This is a genomic window from Neptunicoccus cionae (assembly GCF_002860325.1).
Classification (GTDB): domain Bacteria; phylum Pseudomonadota; class Alphaproteobacteria; order Rhodobacterales; family Rhodobacteraceae; genus Amylibacter; species Amylibacter lutimaris.
Genome location: NZ_PKOJ01000002.1, coordinates 391,271 through 416,413, shown reverse-complemented (window position 1 = coordinate 416,413; position 25,143 = coordinate 391,271). Strand labels below are relative to the sequence as shown.

The 25,143-nt window shown below is 56.6% G+C and carries 22 protein-coding genes and 1 pseudogene; 8 read left to right on the top strand and 15 right to left on the bottom strand.

Annotation, left to right across the window (positions count from 1 at the left end):
• Positions 1-391: 391 nt before the first annotated feature.
• From C0U40_RS07885 to C0U40_RS07835, 11 genes and pseudogenes are all read right to left on the bottom strand, one after another.
• Entirely contained in the window at positions 392-1,276 is an 885-nt protein-coding gene (locus C0U40_RS07885; RefSeq protein WP_101655206.1) for a dimethyl sulfoxide reductase anchor subunit family protein, read from the bottom strand.
• Positions 1,276-2,061, bottom strand: coding sequence for a 4Fe-4S dicluster domain-containing protein (locus tag C0U40_RS07880; protein ID WP_101655205.1), 786 nt, complete (start codon positions 2,059-2,061; stop codon positions 1,276-1,278). Before C0U40_RS07880 ends, C0U40_RS07885 begins: the two co-directional genes overlap by 1 nt.
• On the bottom strand, positions 2,058-2,891 hold the full coding sequence (locus C0U40_RS07875) for an alpha/beta fold hydrolase (RefSeq protein ID WP_101655204.1): 834 nt from the start codon (positions 2,889-2,891) through the stop codon (positions 2,058-2,060). The genes C0U40_RS07880 and C0U40_RS07875 overlap by 4 nt, the downstream gene beginning before the upstream one ends.
• Positions 2,891-5,725, bottom strand: coding sequence for a molybdopterin oxidoreductase family protein (locus C0U40_RS07870; protein ID WP_101655203.1), 2,835 nt, complete (start codon positions 5,723-5,725; stop codon positions 2,891-2,893). The genes C0U40_RS07875 and C0U40_RS07870 overlap by 1 nt, the downstream gene beginning before the upstream one ends.
• Before the next feature lie 72 nt (positions 5,726-5,797).
• Positions 5,798-6,739: pseudogene (locus tag C0U40_RS07865) on the bottom strand (bifunctional enoyl-CoA hydratase/phosphate acetyltransferase); the annotation flags it as partial.
• A gap of 139 nt (positions 6,740-6,878) precedes the next feature.
• Complete coding sequence (locus tag C0U40_RS07860) at positions 6,879-8,207, bottom strand: ABC transporter permease (protein ID WP_101655201.1); 1,329 nt, start codon at positions 8,205-8,207, stop codon at positions 6,879-6,881.
• Positions 8,207-9,010 (bottom strand): taurine ABC transporter ATP-binding protein, encoded by an 804-nt coding sequence (locus tag C0U40_RS07855; protein WP_101655200.1) that lies wholly within the window; start codon positions 9,008-9,010, stop codon positions 8,207-8,209. Before C0U40_RS07855 ends, C0U40_RS07860 begins: the two co-directional genes overlap by 1 nt.
• A 101-nt stretch (positions 9,011-9,111) precedes the next feature.
• A complete protein-coding gene (locus C0U40_RS07850; RefSeq protein ID WP_101655199.1) occupies positions 9,112-10,119 on the bottom strand; it encodes a taurine ABC transporter substrate-binding protein in 1,008 nt (335 codons plus the stop codon).
• Between the two features lie 183 nt (positions 10,120-10,302).
• Positions 10,303-11,763: a PLP-dependent aminotransferase family protein gene (locus tag C0U40_RS07845; RefSeq protein ID WP_101655198.1), complete on the bottom strand. Its 1,461-nt coding sequence runs from the start codon at positions 11,761-11,763 to the stop codon at positions 10,303-10,305.
• A gap of 53 nt (positions 11,764-11,816) precedes the next feature.
• Positions 11,817-12,497 carry an NUDIX hydrolase gene (locus C0U40_RS07840; RefSeq protein ID WP_101655197.1) on the bottom strand — a complete coding sequence of 227 codons (681 nt, stop codon included), beginning with the start codon at positions 12,495-12,497 and terminating at the stop codon, positions 11,817-11,819.
• 61 nt (positions 12,498-12,558) lie between these two features.
• Positions 12,559-12,978: a DUF983 domain-containing protein gene (locus C0U40_RS07835; RefSeq protein WP_101655196.1), complete on the bottom strand. Its 420-nt coding sequence runs from the start codon at positions 12,976-12,978 to the stop codon at positions 12,559-12,561.
• A 219-nt stretch (positions 12,979-13,197) separates the two neighbouring features.
• Here C0U40_RS07835 and C0U40_RS07830 point away from each other — a divergent pair, with 219 nt between their 5' ends.
• The 4 genes from C0U40_RS07830 to C0U40_RS07815 all read left to right on the top strand — a co-directional run bounded on the left by C0U40_RS07830 (position 13,198) and on the right by C0U40_RS07815 (position 15,379).
• Positions 13,198-13,827: an EF-hand domain-containing protein gene (locus C0U40_RS07830; RefSeq protein ID WP_180957654.1), complete on the top strand. Its 630-nt coding sequence runs from the start codon at positions 13,198-13,200 to the stop codon at positions 13,825-13,827.
• 80 nt (positions 13,828-13,907) lie between these two features.
• A complete protein-coding gene (locus C0U40_RS07825; protein ID WP_101655434.1) occupies positions 13,908-14,495 on the top strand; it encodes an RNA polymerase sigma factor in 588 nt (195 codons plus the stop codon).
• On the top strand, positions 14,496-14,891 hold the full coding sequence (locus tag C0U40_RS07820; RefSeq protein WP_101655194.1) for a hypothetical protein: 396 nt from the start codon (positions 14,496-14,498) through the stop codon (positions 14,889-14,891).
• Between the two features lie 5 nt (positions 14,892-14,896).
• Entirely contained in the window at positions 14,897-15,379 is a 483-nt protein-coding gene (locus C0U40_RS07815; RefSeq protein ID WP_101655193.1) for a periplasmic heavy metal sensor, read from the top strand.
• Between the two features lie 22 nt (positions 15,380-15,401).
• Here C0U40_RS07815 and C0U40_RS07810 read toward each other — a convergent pair whose 3' ends face one another.
• Positions 15,402-16,778: a diguanylate cyclase gene (locus tag C0U40_RS07810; RefSeq protein WP_180957652.1), complete on the bottom strand. Its 1,377-nt coding sequence runs from the start codon at positions 16,776-16,778 to the stop codon at positions 15,402-15,404.
• A gap of 160 nt (positions 16,779-16,938) precedes the next feature.
• Here C0U40_RS07810 and C0U40_RS07805 point away from each other — a divergent pair, with 160 nt between their 5' ends.
• Positions 16,939-17,217: a DUF3572 domain-containing protein gene (locus tag C0U40_RS07805; protein ID WP_101655191.1), complete on the top strand. Its 279-nt coding sequence runs from the start codon at positions 16,939-16,941 to the stop codon at positions 17,215-17,217.
• Positions 17,218-17,224: 7 nt separating this feature from the next.
• On the opposite strand, the gene C0U40_RS07800 is transcribed toward C0U40_RS07805, so the two are convergent.
• Positions 17,225-20,422: a 2Fe-2S iron-sulfur cluster-binding protein gene (locus C0U40_RS07800; protein ID WP_101655190.1), complete on the bottom strand. Its 3,198-nt coding sequence runs from the start codon at positions 20,420-20,422 to the stop codon at positions 17,225-17,227.
• 3 nt (positions 20,423-20,425) lie between these two features.
• On the bottom strand, positions 20,426-20,875 hold the full coding sequence (locus tag C0U40_RS07795) for a MarR family winged helix-turn-helix transcriptional regulator (protein ID WP_101655189.1): 450 nt from the start codon (positions 20,873-20,875) through the stop codon (positions 20,426-20,428).
• 118 nt (positions 20,876-20,993) lie between these two features.
• Between C0U40_RS07795 and C0U40_RS07790 the strand changes: the two genes are divergently transcribed.
• A complete protein-coding gene (locus C0U40_RS07790) occupies positions 20,994-21,683 on the top strand; it encodes an HAD family hydrolase (protein WP_180957651.1) in 690 nt (229 codons plus the stop codon).
• 3 nt (positions 21,684-21,686) lie between these two features.
• Here the strand turns inward: C0U40_RS07790 and C0U40_RS07785 are convergent, their stop codons facing one another.
• On the bottom strand, positions 21,687-22,682 hold the full coding sequence (locus tag C0U40_RS07785; RefSeq protein WP_101655187.1) for a GlxA family transcriptional regulator: 996 nt from the start codon (positions 22,680-22,682) through the stop codon (positions 21,687-21,689).
• 165 nt (positions 22,683-22,847) lie between these two features.
• Between C0U40_RS07785 and C0U40_RS07780 the strand changes: the two genes are divergently transcribed.
• Complete coding sequence (locus C0U40_RS07780; RefSeq protein WP_101655186.1) at positions 22,848-24,392, top strand: trimethylamine methyltransferase family protein; 1,545 nt, start codon at positions 22,848-22,850, stop codon at positions 24,390-24,392.
• A 108-nt stretch (positions 24,393-24,500) separates the two neighbouring features.
• On the top strand, positions 24,501-25,094 hold the full coding sequence (locus C0U40_RS07775) for a heme NO-binding domain-containing protein (RefSeq protein ID WP_101655185.1): 594 nt from the start codon (positions 24,501-24,503) through the stop codon (positions 25,092-25,094).
• The last annotated feature ends 49 nt before the right edge of the window (positions 25,095-25,143 follow it).

Below are 25,143 nucleotides of genomic sequence, written 5' to 3'. Positions count from 1 at the left end.
TGTGTCATTTCGCGAATGGAGGCTAGAAAACAAAGGGTTTTAAGGCGATAACCATTCTCGACTTCAGGGCGCAAGCCGCCCACCTCCAGGTCAGTCAGGTGCACAGCACCGGTTGTGGTAAAAAGGCCCCGTTTCACTGACAGCGGCCACCTTACAACAACGCGCTTCGCTAAGGCAGCACGCTCGTCCCGTGCATCCGGTGCGAAACTGACGAAAAAAGACGCTCCCGGACATTGCCTCCTGGGAGCGTTTTTTTATGTCCGGTGGCGACTGGTTAAAACCCTCCGTCCAGCTTCGCTCCAAGTGGACGTTTTAGCCGCCTGCAGGCCAAAGAAAAGGCCCACGCGGCTCTGATACCGTGCGGGCCTGTATTATCGGCTGTGAGGGCGGTTCAAGCGGCTCTGTGACGGTCGTAGTAAAGTGCCTGCACATGCTCGGCCTCTGCGAAGAACAACCAGCGTGCGGCAAAGACGCCGGCCACATGCAGGACGATTGCCACAAGCGCGCTCAGATGGCCAGGTGCTGTCAGAACCAGCAGGGCGCAGGGCAGGAACCCCAGAAGCAGCAGGGCAATCACTCGCAGCTTCACAGCGTGCTTGCGACCCACCTCATATGCCATTTCGCGCAAAAGATAGTTGGTCCCGCTATGGGGGCTTTCCAGCAGCCGCACCTTCCCCAGATGCCCGAGACCCGTGGCCGCCTCGATCGTGCCTCCCGCCGCCGCCAGACGGGTGTCTCCGATGGTCCAATGGGCGTATTGCAAGATCATAAGCAGCACCATCAGACCAGCCGCCAGATAGACCTGACCGGACAACAGCGCACCGCCGGTCTGCGCATAGGCCAGAAACAGGAACGGCGTCAGCGGCTGGTTCCAGCGGGGCACTGTCTTTAACTGTCCGTAAATCATTGAGGTGCAATAAACAGAGATCAGGCTGAGAATCGAACCGATGATCCCCACAACCGGCAGACGGAGGTCGAGAAAAATCAGACAGGCGGCATAAATGCCCATGACGCATAACGACAGGACGGCAAACACGCCTTCACGGGACAGCCAGCTGCTGCGCCATTGAGTGAATGCCTTTAATGCGCGTTGCGGATTGCCAAGGTGGAAGGTGGATGCGACCAGCCCCCCCACCGCCAGCGCATAGGCGATGAAGAAGAAAATGAAGGCTGTCATGCCGGTCACATCGGGGACGTTTACCCCCAAAAAGGCCAGCAGACCAAAGCCGAGCCCTGACAGGGCCGTAAAGACAATAACAGAAGGTGCGGGATGCATCAGATGGCCTCCAGTGCTTTGTCGAGCCAGCCCAAAAGGCCCTTGGCAGATGTAGATGATGTGCCGGACGCGGTATTGCCGTTGCCCGAGGTGTCCAGAAACGGTGCGAGGATGTCGATGTCACCGTCTGTCTGTATATCCGCCTTCGGACGGGGGGGCAGGTAACGGTTCACCGGACTGGTGCCCTGTTCAGGGAACAATGGCACCGCACCTCGTTCTGCTGCCATGCGGGACACGTTGCTGTCGGGGTCTGCGTAATCCCCGAAATGGCGGGCATTTGCGGGGCAGGTACGTACGCAGGCCGGCTCTCGGTCGATCTCGGGCAGGTTCTCGTTGTAGATGCGGTCTACACAAAGGGTGCATTTCTTCATCACACCTTCAGCCGCATCCAGTTCCCGTGCGCCGTACGGACAGGCCCAAGCGCAGAGACCGCAGCCGATGCAATCGGATTCGTTTACCAGAACGATCCCGTCATCTGCGCGCTTGTAGCTCGCGCCAGTCGGACAGACTGTAACACAGGGCGCATCATCGCAGTGCAGACAGGATTTGGGGAAGTGGACGGTCTGGGCCGGTTTGTCAGCGGCTTTCACCTCAAACGTGTGAATGCGGTTCAGGAATGTGCCAACAGGTTCCGCGCCATATGCGTCCTGATCTGACAGAGGGGCGCCATAGTTTGACGTGTTCCATTCCTTGCAGTTGATCACGCAGGCATGACACCCGACGCAGATGTCCAGATCAATGGCTAGGCCCAGTTTCTTGTGGGTGGATTGGGGTAAGGTGGTCATTGTGAAACTCCAAGGGCGTTTGCAGCAAAGGCGGCAATCTCGTCGTTGAAACGGGCCGGATGCTCGGCAAAGGGCGCATGTCCGGTTTCGGAATAAAGAGACAGGGTGCAATCGGGCAGTGCTTCTGCCGCGGTTTTGCCGACGGAAGGCAAAACAATGTTGTCCTCTGCACCGTGGATCACCAATGCGGGTTTGGAAAACGCCTGCCAGATTGGCCGGCAATCCCAATCGCCTGCAAACAGGGCGCGGCGCACCAGCGCGGGTACCAGCATATTGGCCGCAACCAGCGTTGCGTAGCTGGCCCTGTCGAGCGGCTTGTAGGTACATTGTTCGACAAATTTCACAGTCGCAGGGATCAGCCGGTTCTGATCGGATGTGTACAGATCGCGGTTCAGCGCAGGGCTGCCTTCCCCCATCATCCACGGCTCGCGGTGTTTGCCGATGGCAATGATACCGCCCACAAGGACAATCGCGCTGATGGCATCCTGCCCGTGGGTGGCAAGATAGGAAGAAATCACCCGTGCGCCATAGGACCAGCCGATCAGGACCGGATTTTTCAGCCCAAGTTCGGTGATCACAGCATAGATGTCGTTGGCCCAGAGTGTTGCGTCGGTGTAGTCTTCCACCTCTGAAGGCGTATCCGACCCGCCATGCCCGCGCAGGTCGAGCGCGACGACGCGGAATTTTTCAGCCAGTGGCGCTTGGGCCTGCCAGCAGATGTTATGCTGCGCCCAGCCGTGGATAAACAACAGGGCAGGTGCGTCTTCGGGGCCCTGATCCGTGACATGGATCTTGCAGCCGCCCCCGCCGGAAACGTGGTGGGTGCGCATCAGAAGTCTTCTCCGTAACGGATGTTCTTTGGCCCTTGTCCCACGGGGGATTTTTGCGGCGCAATAGCGGGTTCGGATTGCAGATTGTCCGGGGTTGGCGCTTTGCGGATGTTCACCCGCAAATCGTACCACGCGGCCTGACCAGTGACCGGATCAGAGTTGGACCAGCGCAATCCGTCCCCTTTTGGTGGTAGAAGTTCGTGGATCAAGTGATTCAGAAGAAAGCCTTTTTTCGTTTCCGGCGCATCCTGATCCAGCGCCCAGGCGCCCTTGCGTTTGCCAATGGCGTTCCACGTCCAGACGGTTTTCGGGTTCAGCGCGTCCATGCGGACCACGGGGACCTGAATTTCCCCGTGATGGGATTTCAGATAGGCCCAGTCGCCTTCTTCAAACCCGTGCTGTTCCCAGATTTCGCCAGAGACATAGAGCGGATTGTGCCCGTGGATCTGGCGCAGCCATGCGTTTTGAGAGCCCCAGGAATGGTACATGGCCGCAGGACGCTGGGTCAGCGCGTGGATGGGATATTCCTCCCCGTCCACAAGGGCTTCTTCAAAGGGTTGCCACCATGTGGGCAGCGGGTCCATCGCCATTTTCAGCTGTTCACGCAGGTGGTCGGGCGGCTGCAATTCGCCTTTGCCCTCGGCTGCCAGCCGGAATTTCTGCATCTGCTCTACATAGATGTTGAACGTATAGGGTGAGGGCGCATCAAAGATGCCACGCTCTACCGCCCAGTCCTGATAGGCTTTGTTCCACGGTTTGTAGAACAACGCCTCTTCTGGGATGTGGTCCATGTAAAAGCCGCCGTTTTCAATGTAGCGGTCGATCTGATTGGGGTTTGGCGCACCCCGACCGGAGCCTGTTTCATCCTCACCCCGCCATCCGGCCAGAGGTCCGACACCGGGGCGGCGTTCGTGGTTGACGATGTAATCGGCGTAATCCTGATATTTGGCGGCGCCATCCTCGTTCACGAAACCGGGCAGTTTCATCTTTGCGCCAAGCTGGATGAGGGCAGACTGGAAGCCGCGCACATCGCGGTCCGGTTCCACCACGGGCCAGCGGATGCTGTCGCACATGGCCTCGGCTTCGGAAATCGGGCGATCCAGCAGGGAAATACAATCGTGCCGTTCAAGATAGGTGGTATCAGGCAGGATCAGGTCCGCAAAAGCCACCATTTCAGATGAATAGCTGTCGGAATAGATGATGCGCGGGATGACATATTCGCCGTCCTCGGTTTTGTCCGTCAACATATCCATCACGCCGCGGGAGTTCATCGAGGAGTTCCACGACATATTCGCCATATACATGAACAGCGTGTCGATTTTATAGGGATCGCCGGCATGGGCGTTGGAAATCACCATATGCATCATGCCGTGGGCGGACATGGGGTTTTCCCACGTAAACGCCTTGTCAATCCGCGCAGGAGTGCCATTCGCCTTGATCGCAAGGTCTTCGGGGCCTTGCGGAAAGCCCAGATGCGGGCCGTTCAGCGGGCTGTTGGCAACGGGTTTGGCGTGAGGGCGCGGATGGCCTGTGACGGGTTTGGGGTAGGGCGGCTTGAAGCGGAAACCGCCCGGAACCTCGACACTGCCCAGCAGGATCTGCAGCAGGTGCAGCGCGCGGCAGGTCTGGAAGCCGTTGGAATGGGCCGAAATGCCACGCATGGCGTGGAAGGCAACAGGGCGGCCGATCATTTCGTCGTGTTTTTCGCCACGGAAATCGGTCCACGGCTGGTTGATGACGATTTCTTCCTCAAAGGCGGTGCGGGCCAGTTCAGCGGCCAGACGCCGGATGGTGTCGGGTTTGACGCCTGTGCGCTCTGCCACGTTTTCCGGCGCGTAATCATCCACAAGATATTTCTCCGCCATCAACTGGAAGGCGGGGCGGTAAAGCGTACCTTTATGGGTGTAATTCGTCGCCAGTTCCGGCTTGACACCTTGCTGGTCAAAGGGCAGTGGTTCGCCGGTTGCGCGGTCCAACACTTGTGGTTTGCCGTCGTTATCGTAAAGGAACAGCCCGTGGTCGTCTGACTCCGGATCACAATTCACCAGATAGGGCGCGTTGGTGTAGCGGATCAGATACTCCAGATCCACCTTGCCCGCGGCCAGCAATTCGCGGATGAGAGACAGTATGAACAGCCCGTCCGTGCCCGGTGTGATGCCAACCCATTCATCCGCAATTGCATTATAGCCGGAACGCACGGGGTTCACGCCGACAATTTTGGCGCCCCGTTCCTTGAGGCGGGACAGGCCCAGTTTGATCGGGTTGGAATCGTGATCCTCTGCCACGCCAAAGATCATGAACATCTTGGCCCGTTCCCAATCGGGTTGGCCGAATTCCCAAAACGCGCCGCCCATCGTGTAGATTCCGGCAGCCGCCATATTGACGGAACAGAACCCGCCGTGGGCTGCGTAATTCGGAGTGCCAAACTGTTGCGCCCAATAGGATGTAAGGGACTGCGACTGGTCACGTCCTGTGAAGAACGCCAGTTTTTCGGGGTGTTTTTCCCGAAGCGGAGTCATCCAGTCCGATGCGATCTGGAAGGCTTCATCCCAGCTGATTTCCTCAAACTCGCCCGACCCGCGCGGGCCGACCCGTTTCATCGGCGCCTTCAGACGCGCGGGGGAGTAATGCTGCATGATCCCCGCGGAGCCTTTAGCACAGAGCACACCACGGTTGATCGGATGATCGCGGTTGCCCTCGATGTATTTCACCTTACCGTCCTGCATATGCACATTGATGCCGCAACGACAGGCGCACATGTAACAGGTGGTCTTGCGGATTTCGTCAGAAACCTTGGGGGAGGTATCCAGATCAGGTTGGATGTGTTTGTTCATTTTGTTCTCCGTTCCAAGTGTTATCCGGACTATTGTCCCGAAATTCCACCGGTTATTTGGAATAATATTTTGTCACATGCGGGTCAGAATGGCAGCCAGCGCAGCAGAGGCTAGTCTTGCGGCAGGCGGATCGGCGCGGGAGGTGAGCAGAACAGGAACCTTCGCCCCCATCACCACACCCGCAGCGCAGCCACCAGACAGGTAGACCAGAGATTTGAAAATGGCATTGCCCGAGACGATGTCCGGCACAACAAGGCAATCCGCCTGACCTGCCACGGGATCGTCGTGCAATCCTTTAATCTCGGCAGCTTCCGGTGACAGCACCAGATCGAGCGCCAGCGGGCCGGAAAAATCCGCATCCGCGATTTCGCCCTTGGCCCAGTCGCACAGCTCTGCTGCTTCCATAGACGACGGGACAGAAGGAATGGCGCTTTCGGTGGCGGAGAGGAAGGCCACTTTGGGCCGTTCTATCCCCCGAGCCTGCGCCAGCTTTACCACCGCCTGCACAGCAGACTGGCGGGTTTTGATGTCCGGTGTCACGTTCACTGCGGCATCCGAGATCAGCAATGGTGTGTCGTGGCCGGGCGGAGTGATGTGAAACACATGCACCAGCCGCTCTGTGGTGCGCAGTCCGCTATCCCGAGCCAGAACGCCCTTCATGAATTGGTCGGTATGCAGGTGCCCCTTCATCAGAACGTCTGCCTGATCCGCACCGCAGAGCGATGCAGCAACAGACGCGGCTTCGGCTTCTCCGGTGGTGTTGTGCAGATCATAGGCAGAAATATCCCAGGCGAGCGTGTCTGCCTCTGCGTGGATGGTGTCTGCTTCCCCAATGAAAACCGGCGTCATGATGCCAGCTTCTGTCGCCTCTTTCGCGGCCTGCATGGGCAGGGGCGCACCGGCGCGGGCGATAGCGACACGGGGCGGCGTGCCTTCGGCGGCTTGAGCGATCAGGGTCGGGGGACAATCGGGCGCTGTGCTGGACAGAAATGCTGAACGTTTGCGGGTCATCGGTTTCCTCGGAGCTTGGCATAACTATATCAGTTATAACCGGAATATCGCTTAGGGCCAGTTGTCTGCGCGGATATAGCCAAAATGCGAAAGGCCCCGTTTTTCGGGGCCTTTGCAAAAGTTTCGTAGCGGAGCAGGCGGGTTAACCGCGCCCTTTCCACGGGACCAGTTTGTTCTCTGCCATGCGCATCAAAACGTCGATGCCGTAGCCGATGACGCCGATGATGATAATCCCGATGATTACGATATCCGTCAGCGAGAATTTCGATGCGGCGATAATCATCTTGCCGGCACCTTTTTCGGCGGCAACCAGTTCGGCGGCCACAACCGTGCCCCAACAAACCCCCATCGCAACCCGTGCGCCGGTAAAGATTTCCGGCAAGGAGTTGGGCAGGATTACCTTGGTCAGCAACTGCCTGCGGGTCGCCCCGAGCGAGTAAGCTGCATGGACCTTGGAGATGTTCACACCAGACACACCCGCACGGGCTGCAATGGTCATAATCCAGAGCGCGGCAAGGAACAGCAGCGAGATTTTACCCTGCTCGCCGATGCCGAACCAGATGATAACGAGCGGGATCAGCGCCAGCGGCGGAACCGGACGCATGAATTCCACGATCGGATCGAACCAGCCTCGCAGCCAAGAGTTCAGCCCCATGGCAAAGCCAAGCGGGATACCGAACAGACAGCCAAGCGAGAAGCCGATCACAACGCGGATCAGGGACCAGAACACGTTCTCCCACAGACCTACACCCTGATAACCGTCTTTGTTCAGTGTGATGAAAGAAGACCAGACTTTTTCAGGTGGTGGCAGATAAAGTGCCTCCATAGTCAGACCGGTCGACGGGCGAACAGAGAGCGAGCCCTGTTTGGTGACAAAGATTTCACCCTTGCCGAAAGGCACAGTGGTTTCGCGGGTCACGGGGGTGCCGTTGATCTCGATCACTTCATAGCCGTCTTCGGAACCGCCTTCGTCATTGTTTTGCGCTTTGAGCACTTTAGTGCGGCGCTCTACAATCTGGACGAAGTCGTTCTTGGCAAAACCCTCGCCAAGGGGCAGGGCTTCCGGCTTGTCAGGGCGTTCTGCATCGGATCCGTAGACCTGTACAAAGACAGTCGCCGTGTCGGTGTCTCCTTGTGCGTTGCGGGCCGTGTATTCAAACTCGGTCTCACCAACAAAAGGGGGCGGCAGGACGGTTGGGATCAAAGACGATCCGGTGGCGATACACCACAGCAGGAAGATTGTCACAACAGCTGCGACAGATGCAAACCTGTTGGCTGTGACGGCACTCTCGTCGCCGAAGGTGACGGTTTTCAGGCTGGTATAACCCTTCGCCATACCGCGACCCTTGGAGTAAAGGCCGTACAAAAAGGACAGCGCCAGACTGACCAGCAAGAACACGGCCATGATCAGGGTGATACCCACCACCATGCGCAGGGTCGTTACGATAACGTCAAATACTTCCTGTATCATTATGCAGACTCCGTCCGGCCCATGATTTCTTCTTCCATATCCCAGATCATGGACAGGATCTCATCCCGCTTCGGTCCGAAATCGGGATGGCGTTTGACCTCTCGCAGGTCCGCACCAACGCCCATTTCGGCGAAAGGCAGGCGGTATTCCTTGTGCACGCGACCGGGGCGCGGGGCCATCACCAGCAGGCGTTCACCCAGCAGCAGGGCTTCTTCCACAGAGTGGGTGATCAGGATGATGGTCTTGCCGGTCTTTTTCCAGATATCCAGAACAAGGCTCTGCATCTTTTCCCGCGTCAGCGCATCAAGCGCGCCGAGGGGTTCATCCATAAGGATAATGTCAGGATCATTGGCAAGACAGCGGGCAAGGGCCACACGCTGCTGCATACCACCGGACATTTCGTAGATCATTTTTTCCGCGAAATCCTGCAATCCGACAATCCCGAGCAATTCTTTCACTTTGGCGTCGATTTCTGCTTGTGGTGTGCCTTTCATCTTCGGCCCGAAGCCGATGTTTTTGGCAACATTCATCCATTCAAACAAGGCTCCTTGCTGGAAAACCATGCCCCGCTCGCTGTGGGGGCCGGTGATGGCATGGCCATTCATCGACATTGCACCTGATGTTGGCGCGAGAAAGCCTGCGAGAATGTTGAGGAGGGTGGTTTTGCCACAGCCCGAAGGCCCGAGCACTGAGAGAAGTTCGCCTTCGTTTATCTGTAAATTGATGTTCTTGAGCGCTTCGACATTGCCACCGTTTGGCAATTCGAAGGTCATAGAAACGTCGTCGATGACCAGACCTGTCATTTAAATTCCATTCGTGAACAGAGGTGTGGGTAGCTGAAAACAACCGCGGCCGGCCGGGCCGGCCGCGGTTCACTTTACCATCTATTTGACGGAATTCTGAATTATTTCATCATCATTTTGTTGGCAGCTTCAAGATAGCTGGTGTTCACAACTGCGGAATAGTCGCTCAAGGCTTTGATTTTCCCGCCTTCTTCCAGCTTGGCAGCAGAGTCTGTCAGATACTCTGTTACAAACCCGCCCATCCATGCTTCGGACAGTTGTTCCTCGATGGTCGGGAAAGCGAACACGTCAATAACGGCTGTTGTGCCTTCCATATCCATGCCAGCTTCTTTCTGGATGGCTTCCATCATCGGTGCGCGGTCAGCGGCGTACATCGCGTTCATTTCGGCCGTGATCGCAAGGAACTGTGCCAGAATGTCAGGGTTTTCCTCACCAAAGGATGTCGGGATTGTGGTCAGATCGAAAACCTTGCCGACAACCTCTTCTTTTTCAGCACCGGAAAGAATGGTGTTGCCGTATTCTTTCATTGTGCGCAAGGAACCGCCCCAGCCGCAAGCCATGGCCAGATCGGTGTTCGGCTGGCTGAAGGCTGCTGCGGAATCAGAGGGTGCCATATCAACGATTGTCAGGTCGGATTCAGGAATGCCGAGATAGGCCATCTGCGCCAGAAAACCGGAGTGGGCGGCGGTACCCAGAGGCACAGCAACTTTCTTGCCTTTCAGCTCTTCCGCGGCGTTCTCTTTAGTGATTTCCAGTTCGGAGCGCACAACGCAGTTGTCGTTCTCGGAGTAAGACACAGCGATATCAACAGCTTGCAGGTCTTGACCGGCGGCTGTTGCAACCAGAAACGGTGTTACGCCTTGTGAAAAGGAAATGTGTACATCGCCGGATGCCATAGCTGCAGACATCGCTGTACCTGCGTCAAACGCGACCCATTTGACCGGAATTCCCATCTTTTCCGAATAAATCTTGTTGTGCTGTGCATATTGGTTCGGCGTCGGCCATTCCAGAAAGTAGGCAACAACCAGTTCGTCCAGCGCATAGGCGGCAGAACCCGTAGTAGCAGCCAGAGCAACAGCCATCGCTGTCAGTGTTTTTGTGAATTTCATAGATAGTCTCCCTGAGTGGCAGGGCCTTCATTGAGACCCCGCTCCGTTAGTGTAAGGCTCAACCGCGTATTAAAGCAGACAGAACTGCTGAAAAGTGGTCGCAATTTCCCAACTTAGGATAGCGCCAGTTCGCCTATTGGATGATTCCAATAAGAATATTGTCTCAAAACTGGACTGGTGTGCCTAGAGGTTTCTTATTGTTTTCGAAATGATGGAAATCCCTTTTGGGATCATGCGGCTGTCGATAGAGGAATAGGCCAGACGAAAGTGGTTTTTAGGTGCGTTCGCACCATCGAAAAAGGGCGCGCCGGGTTCGATCAGTACCCCTTCAGCCTTCAGCAGCTTTGCAAGATCAACCGTATCCACATGATCGGGTGCGCGCATCCAGAAGGATGACCCGCCGAAAGAAGCGCTGCCGGCAACGGTCAGTTCATGTTTCTCCAGCGCTTTGGCCATGACCTGACGCCGCTCGAAATACGCGTCTTTCATGCGGCGGATCAGGGCATCGTAATGGCCAAGAGCAAGGAAATTGGCCGTCGTGCGCTGCATATGGCCAGGGGGATGCCGCAACACGGTGGTGCGCAGGGCGCGCGCCTGCCGGATCAGCGGTTCAGAGCCGACGAGATAGCCCAGACGCAATCCTGGAAACAGGGATTTCGAAAAGCTGCCGATGTAGATTACACGTCCTTCGGTATCGAGCGATTTGAGCGCGGGGGAGGGTGCGTTCAGAAAGGACATCTCGAATTCATAGTCGTCTTCTACAACGATCATATCCTGCGCACTTGCCATTTTTAGCAAGGCATGGCGCCGGGCCATCGGCATCGTCGCGGCAGTTGGGGCGTGATGGCTTGGAGTTGTGAAAACAACGTCCGTATCGGTGGGAACCTGATCGGGTATCATCCCGTTTTCGTCAATATCTACGGGGGCCAGCGCACAATCGGTATGGCGCAGGATTTCACGTACACCCGGATAGCCCGGATTCTCAAAGGCTGCCTTGCGCCCTTTTCCCAGCAAAAGCTGTCCGACCATCCAGAGCGCATTCTGCGCGCCGACTGTCAGTAATATCTGGTCTCGGTTCGCCTGTATGCCCCGTCTTGTGAGCGTGTGTCTGGCGATGAAATCAATGAGTTGGGCATCATCTTCCTCGGCGTAATCCGAAGTCAGGCTGTCGAACTCTTTCTTGCCAAGTGCCTGATGGGCACACAGCCGCCAGTTGGAATGGCTGAACAGTCGCGGGTCGGCTTGACCGTAGATGAACGGATAGGGATAGGACTGCCAGTTGAAACACTTGGCCACCATAGGGGCGCCGGTGTAACAGCGCTGAAGGGCTGCGGACCAGTCCACTTTATCGGTGTGATCCGCGGTGGTGCCGTCAAAGGCCGAAGTGGGCGCGTCATCCGCCACAAAGTAGCCCGAACGGGACCGTGTCGCGAGATATCCATCCGCCACCAGTTCCTGATAGGACAGGGTCACAGTGATCCGCGAAATACCCAGATGTTTGGCCAGTTTGCGCGAAGACGGCAGCCTTTCGCCGGGAAGGAACCGGCGCGACAGAATGGCCGAGGCCACGATCTGGCGGATCTGGCTTTGAAGGCTGCCTTCAAAGGCGGGATCAAGAAAAAAGAGGTCTTCGGATAGGGCCATGGCGCAGCTTAGCTGGACCTAGCTGCGTGGTAAAGTGGACTTATCGCTTCGGATTAAAGTTTCAGGAATTGCGAGCGTTCGCCGTCATGGCTGAAGAACGGCACCGGATGGTCAGCGTCGGGCTGGTTCAGACGGTTTTGTACCTCTGCCAGAACCACTTCTGTGATGAAGGGCAGATCGAATTCGCGGGATTTGGCGAGCGGAATCCATTGCAGGTGGGACAGTTCGTCCTGCGCGCGGCCAAAATCATCCGGATCGTCCTGAATAAGTTCCGCACGTCCAAGAAAGAACCTTGCATCAAACCGGCGCGGGCGGCCCGGAGGCGTTATGGCGCGGAAAATAAATTCCAGCCCTGTAGGATCGGGCAGACAACCGGACTGAAAAAAGCTTTGCCAGTTGTCCGGTTGCGTGTGGGCCATTTCCGGTGCCAGATCGGAACACTGGCCGATGCGCTGTCCGGTTTCTTCCCACATCTCGCGAATGGCCGCTGCCAGCAGGGACGGGCCGAGTGTGGGGTCGGATTGCACTTTAAGCCGCTCCATACAGGCATTTTCAGCCGTATTGGACAGAGTGACTTCTGCGTCGGTGGGGTCAACCGCCCCACCGGGAAACACGAATTTATTGGGCATGAAGACGGCGGATTTGCCCCGCTGCCCCATCAGGACCTGTGGGCCTTCGTCACCGTCACGCACCAGAATAACGGTTGCTGCGTTCTTGATGGGGATGTCATTCATAGTCTGCGCCTGTCTTTATTGTTTGCGCATATATAACGCCCCCGCCCGCGGCCTTGTCCAGCTATTCCGCAGCGACTGGCGTAACGTCGCGACCAAAGCCATGCATCCGTTTTGCCCATTGCAAGCCAACGAAAACCCCTTTGATCCGTGGCAGCATGTAAAGGGCAAGCGCAACAAAAGCGACCATGAAGCCAACCGTAAGAACAAGCACGTTCGGGCGGAAGGTTTCAAAGACGTACATCATCAGCGGGGCCAGCAAATGGCCGCAGACCAGAATGGTGACATAGGCCGGCCCGTCGTCGGCACGGTGATGATGGAGCTCTTCGGAGCAGACCTCACAGGTATCACGCACAGTAAGATAGCCCTTCAGCAGCGGGCCGGTGCCACAGTTCGGGCATTTACGCCGCCACCCTCGTAACATGGCGGGCTTGGCCTCGCGCTCTGTTACTTGCGGATCAATGATATGGTCGTTGTTTTCCATCGGATACCTTTAGATCAATAGGATGATCATTATTTTCCATACGGTCAATTTAGGCCCATCGTTTCCAAAAAGAACTGGGACAAGCTGTCTTGCGGCGGGATGTCGCAAATTTCGGGCTTTGTAATTTTTTTCAGAATGTTGCGACGGAACCGGCGGCGCTCTTGCGTATCAGACCCGACACAACACGGTCACACTGAAAACTTAACGAAGGAAAACACGATGAGAAATCCTGTAAAATTTGGCCTCATGGGCGCTACAGCCTTGATGATCGCGCTTTCGGCAACAACTCCGACAATGGCGAAACCCCGTGGCGGGATGCAGTTCGATCAACTGGACACAAACAGCGACGGATTCGTTGACAAGGCGGAATTGATCGCAGCCCGCGATGCCCGCTTTGATGCAATGGACGCCGACAAGGACGGCGCTGTTACCAAAGAGGAAGCCGAAGCACACCGCAAGGCAATGCGCGAGGAAATGAAAGCTCAACACGCCAAGGACGGTAAAGAGAAGAAGGAAGCCGGCAAAGAGCGTAAGGAACGCGGTGAGAAACGCGCAGATCGCGGCCAGATGTTCGAAAAGATGGATACGGACAACAATGGTTCCTTGTCCAAGGAAGAGTTCGAGGCAGCGCAAAAGCATCACGGTAAGAGAGACGGCCGCAAAGCCCATCGCGGTGATCGCATGATGGCTAAGATGGATGCCAACAAGGATGGCAAGATCACCCGTGACGAGCTTGGAACCGATATGGCTGATCGCATGATCAAGCATCTGGATACAGATGGCGATGGCAAGATCTCCAAAGCCGAAGCAGAAGCCGGTCGCGGTAAAAAGCACGGTCGCGGCGAATAAGCCCTACCAAAGGAATGTCCGGACCAGTCGGTCCGGGCATTGCCCCACTACAGTGATAAAGGGTATGCCGGTGCACGATGATGCCACTTGATACCAATGACGATATCAGCGACGACGCGCTTATGGTTCTGTTTGCGAATGGCGATGGGCAGGCGGCTTCCGTGCTGGCCTACCGCCATACGGGTCGGGTGCTTGCGCTTGCCTTGCGCATGCTGGGTGATCAGGCAGAGGCGGAAGATGTTGCGCAGGAGGCCTTGATGCGCCTGTGGAAAATCGCGCCGGACTGGCGGCAGGGGGAGGCGAAAGTTTCTACTTGGCTTTATCGCGTGGCCAGCAACCTTTGCACGGACCGTCTGCGCAAGCATTCGGGCAAACGGGCGACAGAGGACATCGACAATGTTGCTGAACCCCAGGATGACTCTCCCTCGATCGAGGCGGATCTGATCGCGCGGGAACGGGCAGATGCCCTTCAGGCTGCACTTCAAACCTTGCCGACGCGCCAGCGCAAGGCGGTAAGTCTGCGGTTCCTTCAGGAACTGGCGAACCCCGAAGTGGCAGAAATTATGGAAATCTCTGTGGAAGCGGTTGAAAGCCTGCTGTCACGGGGCAAACGCGGGCTGGCACAGGCGCTTGAGGCGCAACGAATGGAACTGGGATTGGATACATAGATGGCACATTCAGATAAAGGCCCGAACGAAGAGATGTTGGATATGTTCTTTGATGCGTCAAAGGCGCAGGAGCCCGTGCCCGGTTCGGATTTAATGGCACGGATTCTGGCGGATGCCTCCCAGGTTCAGGCTGGTTTTAAACACGCAACCGTTGCTACAGCCGCTACGGCACCTGCCCGGGTGACAGAGAATATCCTGACACGGATATTTGCAGTAATGGGCGGCTGGGCTGGTGCCTCTGCACTGACAGCTTCGATTTGTATCGGGGTGCTTTACGGGGCCACCGCGCCTGACACGGTCCGCAGCTATTTGCCAACCATGAGTGAACAAACGGCGGAACTGGATTACAGCTACTTGGGACTTCTGGACGAAACCGTCGCAGATCTGGAAGGGTAAAGAGAATGACACAAAAGACTGAGATCAAGAAAACCCGAAATTGGGGAAAGATTGCCTTGATCGGTTCACTTGCCTTGAATCTTCTGGTTGTCGGGCTGGTCGTGGGTGCCTTTGGCCGTTTTGAAGCGCCGCCAAGCGGTCGGGCAAGCATGGGTCTTGGCAGTTTCATAAAAGCCCTGCCAGAGGCAGAGCAGGATATGGTGCGCGCTGCATCTGGTCTGCGGCGTGAAGATCGCAAAAAGACCATGGATGCCTTTCGCGCCTCCAAAGATGCTCTGGAAGAGGCACTGCTAGCGCAACCTTTTTCCGAGGAAGCGGCGCGTGCGGCTGTCAGCGCCCATCATAATATTGCACTGGAGCACGGAGCCCGACTTCAAAACGCGCTTGTAAAAGCCGTGGCAGACATGACGCCGCAAGAACATGAAGCCTATGTGGAACGGGTGCGCCAGGAACAGGAAAAGCGCGCTCAACGTAAGCAGAAACGCTAACTTTAAGGCCGATCGGGGACGGTCAGGCGGCCTGATCCCCGAAAATCACACGGTTCCGTCCCGAATGTTTGGCCTGATAGAGCGCGCGATCCGCGAATTCGAGTACTTCCATTGGCTCACGGCATCCGCTTGCCGTTGAAGTGCTCACCCCGATGCTGGCGGAGACAGAGATCCGGTTTTCCCTATCATCAGAAAAAGGCGTGCGGCAGATCGCGCGCCGCAGTCGGTCGGCAATCTCTTGAAGGGTTTCCAGCGGCGTGTCCTTAAGGATAATCAGAAACTCTTCCCCCCCGTATCGGCAAAGAAGATCGGCGCTTCGAATGTTGCGCGACAGGCGTTTGGCCGCTTCCTGTAACACATGGTCTCCGGCCAGATGGCCGTAAGAGTCATTGACGTGCTTGAAACGGTCAAGATCCAGAATCATCGCCGTGACAGATGTCTGTGAACGGACGAGTTGCTGACTGAGGTATTGCAGCCCGTAACGCCGGTTATAAAGCCCTGTCAGCGGATCGGTTAAGGCGGATTTCAGATGGTTCGCAACTGCCCTTTCCGTTCGGTAGGACATTTGTTTTTGCCAGATCATCCGGCGCAGGGTTGTTGCAAAACAGGACGGGCCGGCGTTGGCCGAGATGAATTCCTGCGCGCCCAGTTCCAGCGATCGAGCAGCATTCGGGCTGTTGGTGTCACAGGAATAAAGGATGGAGGTGCCCCTGTCAGGATTGCGCTTGCGCAGATCACAGATGGTTTGAAACGCCTTTGTGCGTCCGAGGCTGGCCTCGTCCACAATCGTAACATCGGCAGGGGAAGGGTTGATGCCCTCAATTGGCGCCCCGATAATATTCAACATGGGGAAGTGGCGGTTCAGGAGGGCTGAAACCTTTTGCTCAAATGGGGTATCAAAGAGTTTCAGGGCGCAAGAAACATCAAGGCTAACAGCGCGAACGAACAGCGGTGGATAAATGGCCGAGGGTTCTGCAAAGCCCATCTGCGTGATGGTCGTCTGACGGGCGATCAGCGAATCGAGTTTTTCCTTCCCGCGGATCAGCATGTTGATCCGCGCAGCCATTAGCCATCGGGGCGTCGAATAGGCCATAACATCATCCGCCAGACAGTCATGCGCCGCGTCCCAAACCGACGTATCTGCGCTGTCATGCAGAAACATAACCGGTATATGGGCCGTTTTCTGCGATTGCGTCAGACGTGTGATGTTTTCAAAGCCAGCGGTCCTTTCCGAGGCATAGGAAAGCAGCACCAGATCAGGCGGTGCAAAGCGCAGGCTCTGAGTCAGCTCGGCCCCGTCAGATGCCAGCGCCACTTCAAAAAAATCCCGGGTTAGCTGGGATTTCAGCATCATCCGGTTGGTGACCTGCGGGTCGAGAAGAAGTATCCGTCCGGGCATGTGCGCAGTCCTGCGGGAAGTGTACAATGGGATGTAACAGACAAAGTTAGCAAATACGGTGCCAAGCGCGGGGCGCGCAGCTGTATTGCTGACAGTTAACCCGAATAGTGTTAACGAAACCTTTCTGAAGTTTGAAAAAATTGAATCGGATTTAAACGAAATGAAGCAGGAGCAGGCGGAAATCATTGCATTACAGGCGCTTGCCTGGATCGTTTCAGAGGATGACCTGCGGGACGTCTTCCTCGGGGCAAGCGGCGCGAGTGTCGATGATCTGCGTAGCAGAGCAGCGGACCCCGATTTTCAGGGGGCCGTTCTGGGCTTTCTGTTAATGGACGACGCCTGGATCACCGGATTTTGTGATGCCCACGGCCTGTCCTATGAAACCCCCTATGCCGCGCAGCAATCACTTCCCGGACAGGCGGAGGTTCACTGGACCTGAAAACTTCCTACAGGTCGATTTCCAGCACGCCCCCCGGTTTTGCCGCACGAGACTGGCACAGGATCAGGGCGTTTTCGCGCTGGGCGTTGGACAGGACAAAATCGCGGTGTTCGACTTCGCCTGAAACGATGCCGCATTTGCACACGCCACAGATCCCGTCAGAGCATTTCACGTCAATGTTTACACCTGCTTCCAGCAACACATCTGTCGGGCTGCGGTCCGCCGGAATTTCAAAACTGCGCCCCGATTTTGCAAGCTTCAGAGTAAAGGGGTGATTTTCGTATTCGGGCAGTTCTGGTACCGAGAAATATTCCAGATGGCGGTTTTCTTCGGGGAAGCCATTAGCCTCGGCGGTGTCCATGACAGATTGCATGTAGACATCCGGCCCGCAAGTATAGACGTGGGCATCGGGTGCATAGGTCAGGATTGCTGAAAGGTCAGCACGGCTGCCTTTGTTGGAATAGTGACAGAAAACCCTGTCAGACCACGGTTGTTCAGCCAGAATTTGTGCGAATGCTGCATCTTCCTCGCGCGAGCAGGAATAGTGTAGCTGAAAATTTCGCCCCAGCGCATGCAGCCTGTGGGCCATAGCTACCATCGGGGTGATGCCGATTCCGCCACCCATCAGATAGGTCATGCTGGCATCTTCCACCAGGGGAAAATGGTTGATGGGTTTGGAGATAAACACCATGCGGCCTTCTTCAAATATCCGCGACATCAGTTTGGAGCCGCCACGGCCTGCATCCTCTCGCAGGACCGCGATCTGGTATTTCGAGCGGTCTGCCGGATCGTGGGACATGGAATATTGCCGGAAGAACTCCGGCGCGACGACGACGTCAATATGGGCACCGGCGGTGGATTCGGGCATTGGACTGCCGTCAGGGTTGGAAAACTCGTAAAGCGTGACACTGTCGGTCAGATGTTCGACTTTGGAGAGTTTCACCCGCATGACAGGGGCATCATCAGGATTCTGGTTCACATAGGTGTGCTCGGTCGGGATGCCAGCGGCGCGGCGGCGTTTATGCTCCGCTGCCGGTATCATGTCCTGATAGGCCTTGATCGCGGCTTCGCGGTCCATCGGGAAAGGCCAGGGATAGGGCGGGGGCAGCAGGTTCGCGGGGTAAACCGCGAGTGTTTGATCCTCGTATTTCAGGTCCAGATCGGTTGAAAGCCCGCGTAGGTTGGTTTCCTTGACGGGGGTCGTGTAGGGGCCTTCATCCACCATTTCCAAATCCCACCACCAGCGTTTGGTCGGGTTGATCCGGCCATTTCCGGCCATGTCATCCAGCTTGGCCAAAGCCTTAGCCGCTTTGGGCAGTTTCATCGCGGCCCAGCGGAACGGGGCTTCGGCAAACAGTCCTTCCAGATTCCACGGACAGGTTTTCATGCAGCGGCCACACATTGCGCCGCCTGCTGTGGTGATCCGGTAGGTGGTGCATTTCTGGCTATCCGACTTCCAGATTTCATAGCCGTTGAACATCAGTTTCGGTCCGGCGGTAATCGCGCCTGACGGGCATTCGCGGGCGCATTTATTGCAGCTTTCGCAGAAGTTTTGCAGGCCGAAGTCAATCGGCTTGTCATGGGTCATCGGCATGTTGGTCGTCACCGTGCCGGATTTCAGACGCGGGCCGAGGAACGGGTTCAGGATCACCTCGCCGATGCGGGAAACCTCGCCAAGACCGGACAGTAACATCAACGGCGGTTGCACAACTTCAGAGCCCATTACGGTGTGGACGTTGGCGGTGTAGCCGAGGTTACGGATCTGCTGGCCCAAAACACCGCCAAGAAGGGAAAACCGCAGATAGGCGCGCATGGATTGGGCGCAAGCGATCCAGTCATCGCCTGAAGCGCCCTCCATCGTTTCATGGCCCTGATCGATCACGATTGAAATGGCGTTGGAGTGATAGGGTGTCAGCTCTGCTCCGGTGGCGTCATGGGAATAGTAGCACCAGTCCGGACAGGCAGAGAGCCCGACAGCATCACAGCCAAGGAAATACGCTGTCGCCTTTAGGTTAGCAGCGTTTCGGTCCGGATCGGATACGCTCGGGTGGATTTGGTCGGCCTTGCCGCCATCCTGCAACAGAACGAATGCGCCAAGGGCAGGGCGAAAAGCAAAGGCTGACGCGGATTTGCGCACGTAATTGCCGTTTTTTGCGGCCTCTTGGGTGTTGGGCCCGAGGTCTCCGAAAAGGCTGCGGGCAAACATATCGGCCCGCTTTGGTACCCGCGCCACATTCGGCGCGTCGATATAGGTGGTCGGATCGTCTACGCGTTTAAGCTTTTCATAAGGATGGGGGCCGTCCGCGAAATTGCGTTTGGCAAAGGGATCGCGGGTGCGTTCGGATTTGGCGTGTTTTCCGGTACCGAACTTATAAGAATAGAGCGGTGGTTGCGCATCCGACAGTGCCTGATCTGGCGCCAGTTCCAACGTGGTTGTCACTACGGCCAGCCCGAAGCGGGTGCCAAGGATCGGGTTGCAGGCCACTCCGTCCTGAATGGTGGCCAGTCCGCCTGCAACAGCGGCACGGGACAGGTCCAGATCAGAGGCGGAACCGGAATGGGCACGGGCGTCATACCCGAGCGTGCGGATGTAAGAGGCCAGCACTGATGCGGTTTCTGCGGCGCGCAGGGCAGCACGGTGGACCTGCGCGTTTTGTATCCAGTCGGTGCCCGTCTCGCCCGCTTCCGGATCGCGGGGATATTCAAACAGGAAGGTAATGGCATGGGTGTGATGGGTGCAGGTGGTGGGCGGCGCCTTCATGGATTCGCGCAGGCCCGCGAGGATCATGTCGATACCGGAGGCGAGCGTTTTGACCTGTTTGGTACGCAGGGTTTCGGCCAGACGGTCCACATCGGGGTTGGAAAAAGGGGTGCCCAGCCACATTTCGGGCGTGATCAGACTGGTACCCACCATCGAGGCATCACAGTAATAACCGAAGGCTTTCAGGTGGTTGGCCCGCTCTTGCAGATCGTCGGGAATCGTGGCGATTTCTTTTTTGACCATCCCGTCGCGAATGGCGTCCAGCATCGCCTGATACTCCCCCATCGCATTGATAACAGAGGTCGGATCGGGATCGCGGAACAGCACCTGTGCTGTCGGTTCGAGCCGGTCCAGTTCAGGCAGGTCGGGGCGGCGGCGCAGACGCTCCAGCGGGTAGGGGCCAAGGTGAACAGGGCGGTCTTTGTAGGAGAAAAGTTTGGTCATGGATTAAACCCCTGAAGCGGTGGAAGCTGCGGAAGCGGTCAGTTTTTGGAGCAATTCGGTAAGCGTGGCCTGTTCTTCGACGGAAAGGCATTCTTCAACGTGGTCCCGCTGTTTTTGGGCGAACGGTAAGGAAAGGGCGAGGCTGTGCTTTCCTTTAGCCGTCAGTTCAACAGTGGTGGTACGTTTGTCTGTGGTGCCGGAGACGCGGCGCAACAGCCCGTTTTTTTCCATCTGTTTCAACGTGCGAGAGGTCGCTGGTCGAATGATCCCGATATAATCGGCAATTCCGGAAGGTGTTGTGATGCCCTGTTCTCCGACTGCGATCAGTACGCACCACATCTGGCGGGTGAGCCCGATTTGGGAGAGGTCGGCATCAAAAGACGCGTTGTTGCTGCGGGCGGCGATGGTCAGGCGATACCCGAGACCATCGTGAAGATCGAAAGGCTTTGACATGGTTAACGTTGTTAATCAAATTTCAACGTGAGTCAATCCGAAACATTTCGTGGCTGGAATGCAGGGCAAAGAGCCTTTAGGGCTGGCGGGGAAGAATGGACAACACGGACAACAGGTTATGACGATCAAGGGATTGGTTTTTGACAAGGACGGCACGCTGTTTCACTACGGCGCGACCTGGACGATTTGGTGTGACAACGTTCTGGAAGACCTGTCTGCCGGTGATCCGGTCAAGAAGAAAGAACTGGCCGATGCGGTCGGGTTTGACCTGCGCGACAACAGCTTCCTGCCTGGCAGCCTGATCGTTAACGCTTCGGCGGGAGAGATCATCGGCGTCTGGGCCAGCCTGCTGCCGGATTTCAGCCCGCAAGATGTGGATGCGGTGGCGGTCAAACATCTGGGCAGTTTGCCCTCTGTGCCCGTCTGCGACCTCAAGGCTTTGTTCACCGGTCTGCGGGCTCAGGGTATCAAGCTCGGGCTGGTGACCAACGATTACGAAGAGGGTGCCTATATGCAATTGCAGCAGGAAGGGATTGCGGAACTGTTTGATTTTGTCGCCGGATTTGACAGCGGCCACGGGGTGAAACCTGCCGCCGGTCCCTTGCTGGCCTTTGGTGTCGCGACGGGCCTGTCGATGCAGCAAGTTGCGATGGTCGGGGATTCCACCCATGATCTGGGGGCGGGACGCGCGGCCAACGTTGCCATGACCATTGGTGTGTTGACCGGTCCGGCAGAGAGCGATGATATTGCACATCTGGCGGATGTGGTTCTGCAGGACATTTCGGGCATCGCAGCAGTCTTGCGGTAAGGCTCAACCGGGCTGGTGTGTTTCAACAACCATCCGGCCTTTGCGATCCGCTGAAGGTTTCAGGCCGAATTCGGCCTGATACAGCCGCGACAGGTGGGAAGGGCTGGGAAATCCCGTCATCAATGCGATTTCAAGGATCGACAGGTTCGTATGCCAGAGCAACTGGCGCACTTTTTCCAGACGCAGCTTGCGATAGTACCGCGCAGGAGAGGTGTCGAGGTAGCGGGCAAACAACCGTTCCAGAGAGCGCACGGTCTTGCCTGCGGTTTTGGCAATGACGGGGATGGGGAGGGGTGTTTCCATATTGGCTATCATCGCTGCAATAGCCTGCTGCATCGGTTTTGGCAGGGTGTCGTACTGATGAAGGGAATAAGGGCGCTGCCCGACGGAGGCTCCTCTGATCCGGTCTATCTGGTACTGGTTACCTACGGCATTTGCCACACCGGTTCCGCTGTGGCTGGCAATGATATGCAGCGCAATATCCATGGAAGACAACCCGCCAGAACCTGTCCAGCGGTCCCGATCCATAACGTAGAGGTTTGGCGAGACGACGAGCTCGGGAAACTCCTCGTTAAAGGCTGGCTGGTTCTCCCAGTGGAGGGTGAACTGGTAGCCGTCCAGAAATCCGGCACGGGCCAGCATGAAGCTGCCGATACACAGGGCGCCGAAAACGTCGGACTGGCGGGAAAACCGTTGTAATGCTGTGTTGAGTGTTGCCCGCTGGGGAGGATCTGCTTCCATTCCGGCGCAGACAAAGAAATAATCGAAGCGTATTGTATTCCTGATGGACTGGGTCGGCGTCACGGATAAACCGTCAGAGGCCGCCACCGGAGCATCGTCGAGCGATACGAAATCCCATATATAGGTTTCCTGCCCCAATTCCCTGTTGGCCGAGCGGAAAGGCCCCGTCATTGCTGTTATGCACAATGAGGAAAACTGGTCGATTAGCAGAAGTCCTATGCGGATTTGATCGTTTCGGGCGTGTAAGGTATGGGGCATGTGCAGGCTCTATGGGATGCTTTTCCTCCAGCTAATGCCGGATTCCGGCAGAAGTCTCGCCGGATTCGACAGCAAATGTCGTAAACCTGACGCAGAAAACGACAACCCGCTGCCAGTGTGAAGCTGAACACCCCTCGATCGGGCTTATCAGCACTGGAGACCGTCATGGCTGCAAGGATCAGAAGCGGAGGACGCGCGGGGAACACGCGCAGGACGTCCACGCGTGCCATAGAACAGATGCCATGGCGGATCGTGCGCAACCGCGACCGCCCCACAGAACCCCTGGATGCGGCGGGCGTGGACGCAATCCACAACGGGGCCATGCATATTCTGTCTCGTATCGGGATAAAGATGCTGAATCCCGAAGCGCTTGACATTCTGGCGCGGGCAGGGTGCAGGGTGGAAGGGCAAACCGTCTTTATGGAAGAGGATTTTGTGATGGCACGGGTGGCACAGGCACCGGCGTCCTTTACAATCACCCCGCGCAACCCGGACCGAAAAGTCGAAATCGGCGGCGACTGTCTGACCTTTGTCAATGTCTCGTCTCCGCCCAATTATTGGGATCTGGAAACCGGCAAGAAGACCGGCGATTTTCAAAGCTTTCGCAACCTGATGAAGCTCACCGGCTATTTCAATTGCATTCATGTCGCCGGCGGCTATCCGGTAGAGCCGGTGGATATTCACGCCTCTGTGCGGCATCTTGATTGCCTTCAGGAAAAGCTGCTGCTGACGGATAAAGTGGTGCATGCCTATTCCCTTGGAAGGGAGCGGGTAGAAGATGTGATGGAGATGGTCCGTATCGCAGGCGGGTTGAGCCATGCGGAATTTGATGCTGCACCGCGAATGTATACGAACATCAATTCGGTTTCTCCGCTGGTGCATGATTTTCCGATGCTTGACGGGGCGATGCGCATGGCGCGGCGCGGCCAGCCGGTGGTGGTAACACCTTTTACACTGGCAGGCGCAATGGCCCCTGTAACCATGTCTGGTGCCGTTGCGCTCAGCATTGCCGAAGGACTGGCGGCGATCGTTTTGTTGCAGATTATCAATCCGGGTACGCCGGTGGCCATAGGGACGTTTACTTCCAATGTAGATATGAAATCCGGCGCGCCTGCCTTTGGTACACCTGAATACATGCGGGCTACACAGATGACGGGGCAGATGGGGCGGTTTTACGGCTTGCCGATCCGCTCCAGCGGGGTTTGTACGGCGAATGTACCGGACGGGCAGGCAATGTGGGAGACGTCCAATAGTCTCTGGGCGGCGGTGCAATCCGGTTCCAATTTTGTCTATCACGCCGCTGGCTGGCTGGAAGGGGGGCTGATCGCCAGCCCCGAGAAGTTCATTATGGATTGCGAAGTGCTTCAGATGATCCAGCGGTATATGGAGCCGGTCATTACAGATACCGGCCCCGCGGAGATCGCGCTTGATGCAATCGCAGAAGTCGGGCCGCAAGGCCATTACTTCGGGGTGCAGCACACGCAGGAACGTTATGAAACCGCGTTTTACAGCCCGATTGCCAGCGACTGGCGTAATTACGAGGCTTGGTCGCTCGCAGGGCAGGAGTGGACGGTCGCGCGCGCACACCGGATCTATAAAGACATTTTGAAAGAGTACACACCGCCGCCATTGGATGATGCAATCAAGGTTGAACTGGCTGCTTTTGTTGCCCGCAGAAAAGAAGAAGGCGGGGCGCCGACTGATTTCTAGGTGGATACCTAAAATGCAACTTATAATACCCGCCACGTCCGGTAGGATCGAAAGGAAACGTTAAGAGTCTCCCTTGCATTATCGTAGCTCAAGAAAGCGGGTGTACTAATGCATGGCACAATTAACTGCGGCTTGCAGGTCTATATTTGCGAAATTTTCGGACCGGATATCTGGGAAGAAACCTGTTCTTTGGCGGGCCTGTCGGGGTTTGGTTTCGAAACGATGCTCAACTATGACGATGCACTCACGGAAAGACTTGTTAATGCTCTGACCCGTGTGTTGGGGCGCGAACGTGCGGATCTGCTTGAAGATTTTGGCACATTCGTTGTGTCCGAGGAACGGCTGGAACCGGTGCGCAAACTGTTGCGATTAGGCGGGGAAAGTTATGTCGAATTCCTACAGTCCCTTGAAGATGTACACGACCGCGCGAAAATTGCCCTGCCGGATCTGGATGTGCCGCGGTTCGAACTGGAAAGCCATAGCGCGGGCCGGTTCACAGTTCATTATCGATTTGAAAAACTGGGGTTCGGGGCTGTCTTTTTGGGGCTGCTTCGGGGGATGGCAGACGATTACGGTGCGTTGATTCTGATCGATCACGTACCGGAAACCTTGAACGAATGGGATCGTGACCGGTTCGAAATATCGGTGATGCAACTGCCGGTGCCGGATGCCGTCCACGACCCGACTGCGATAAGCATATGAGTTTGGCGCCCTTAATGCAGCCTTTGAAAGAAACGGCAACTAGCGGCCT

Coding starts and splice junctions, on each gene's coding strand:
- C0U40_RS07885 (WP_101655206.1), bottom strand. CDS start 1,276: ATGCATCCCGCACCTTCTGTTATTGTCTTTACGGCCCTGTCAGGGCTC.
- C0U40_RS07880 (WP_101655205.1), bottom strand. CDS start 2,061: ATGACCACCTTACCCCAATCCACCCACAAGAAACTGGGCCTAGCCATT.
- C0U40_RS07875 (WP_101655204.1), bottom strand. CDS start 2,891: ATGCGCACCCACCACGTTTCCGGCGGGGGCGGCTGCAAGATCCATGTC.
- C0U40_RS07870 (WP_101655203.1), bottom strand. CDS start 5,725: ATGAACAAACACATCCAACCTGATCTGGATACCTCCCCCAAGGTTTCT.
- C0U40_RS07860 (WP_101655201.1), bottom strand. CDS start 8,207: ATGATACAGGAAGTATTTGACGTTATCGTAACGACCCTGCGCATGGTG.
- C0U40_RS07855 (WP_101655200.1), bottom strand. CDS start 9,010: ATGACAGGTCTGGTCATCGACGACGTTTCTATGACCTTCGAATTGCCA.
- C0U40_RS07850 (WP_101655199.1), bottom strand. CDS start 10,119: ATGAAATTCACAAAAACACTGACAGCGATGGCTGTTGCTCTGGCTGCT.
- C0U40_RS07845 (WP_101655198.1), bottom strand. CDS start 11,763: ATGGCCCTATCCGAAGACCTCTTTTTTCTTGATCCCGCCTTTGAAGGC.
- C0U40_RS07840 (WP_101655197.1), bottom strand. CDS start 12,497: ATGAATGACATCCCCATCAAGAACGCAGCAACCGTTATTCTGGTGCGT.
- C0U40_RS07835 (WP_101655196.1), bottom strand. CDS start 12,978: ATGGAAAACAACGACCATATCATTGATCCGCAAGTAACAGAGCGCGAG.
- C0U40_RS07830 (WP_180957654.1), top strand. CDS start 13,198: ATGAGAAATCCTGTAAAATTTGGCCTCATGGGCGCTACAGCCTTGATG.
- C0U40_RS07825 (WP_101655434.1), top strand. CDS start 13,908: ATGCCACTTGATACCAATGACGATATCAGCGACGACGCGCTTATGGTT.
- C0U40_RS07820 (WP_101655194.1), top strand. CDS start 14,496: ATGGCACATTCAGATAAAGGCCCGAACGAAGAGATGTTGGATATGTTC.
- C0U40_RS07815 (WP_101655193.1), top strand. CDS start 14,897: ATGACACAAAAGACTGAGATCAAGAAAACCCGAAATTGGGGAAAGATT.
- C0U40_RS07810 (WP_180957652.1), bottom strand. CDS start 16,778: ATGCCCGGACGGATACTTCTTCTCGACCCGCAGGTCACCAACCGGATG.
- C0U40_RS07805 (WP_101655191.1), top strand. CDS start 16,939: ATGAAGCAGGAGCAGGCGGAAATCATTGCATTACAGGCGCTTGCCTGG.
- C0U40_RS07800 (WP_101655190.1), bottom strand. CDS start 20,422: ATGACCAAACTTTTCTCCTACAAAGACCGCCCTGTTCACCTTGGCCCC.
- C0U40_RS07795 (WP_101655189.1), bottom strand. CDS start 20,875: ATGTCAAAGCCTTTCGATCTTCACGATGGTCTCGGGTATCGCCTGACC.
- C0U40_RS07790 (WP_180957651.1), top strand. CDS start 20,994: ATGACGATCAAGGGATTGGTTTTTGACAAGGACGGCACGCTGTTTCAC.
- C0U40_RS07785 (WP_101655187.1), bottom strand. CDS start 22,682: ATGCCCCATACCTTACACGCCCGAAACGATCAAATCCGCATAGGACTT.
- C0U40_RS07780 (WP_101655186.1), top strand. CDS start 22,848: ATGGCTGCAAGGATCAGAAGCGGAGGACGCGCGGGGAACACGCGCAGG.
- C0U40_RS07775 (WP_101655185.1), top strand. CDS start 24,501: ATGCATGGCACAATTAACTGCGGCTTGCAGGTCTATATTTGCGAAATT.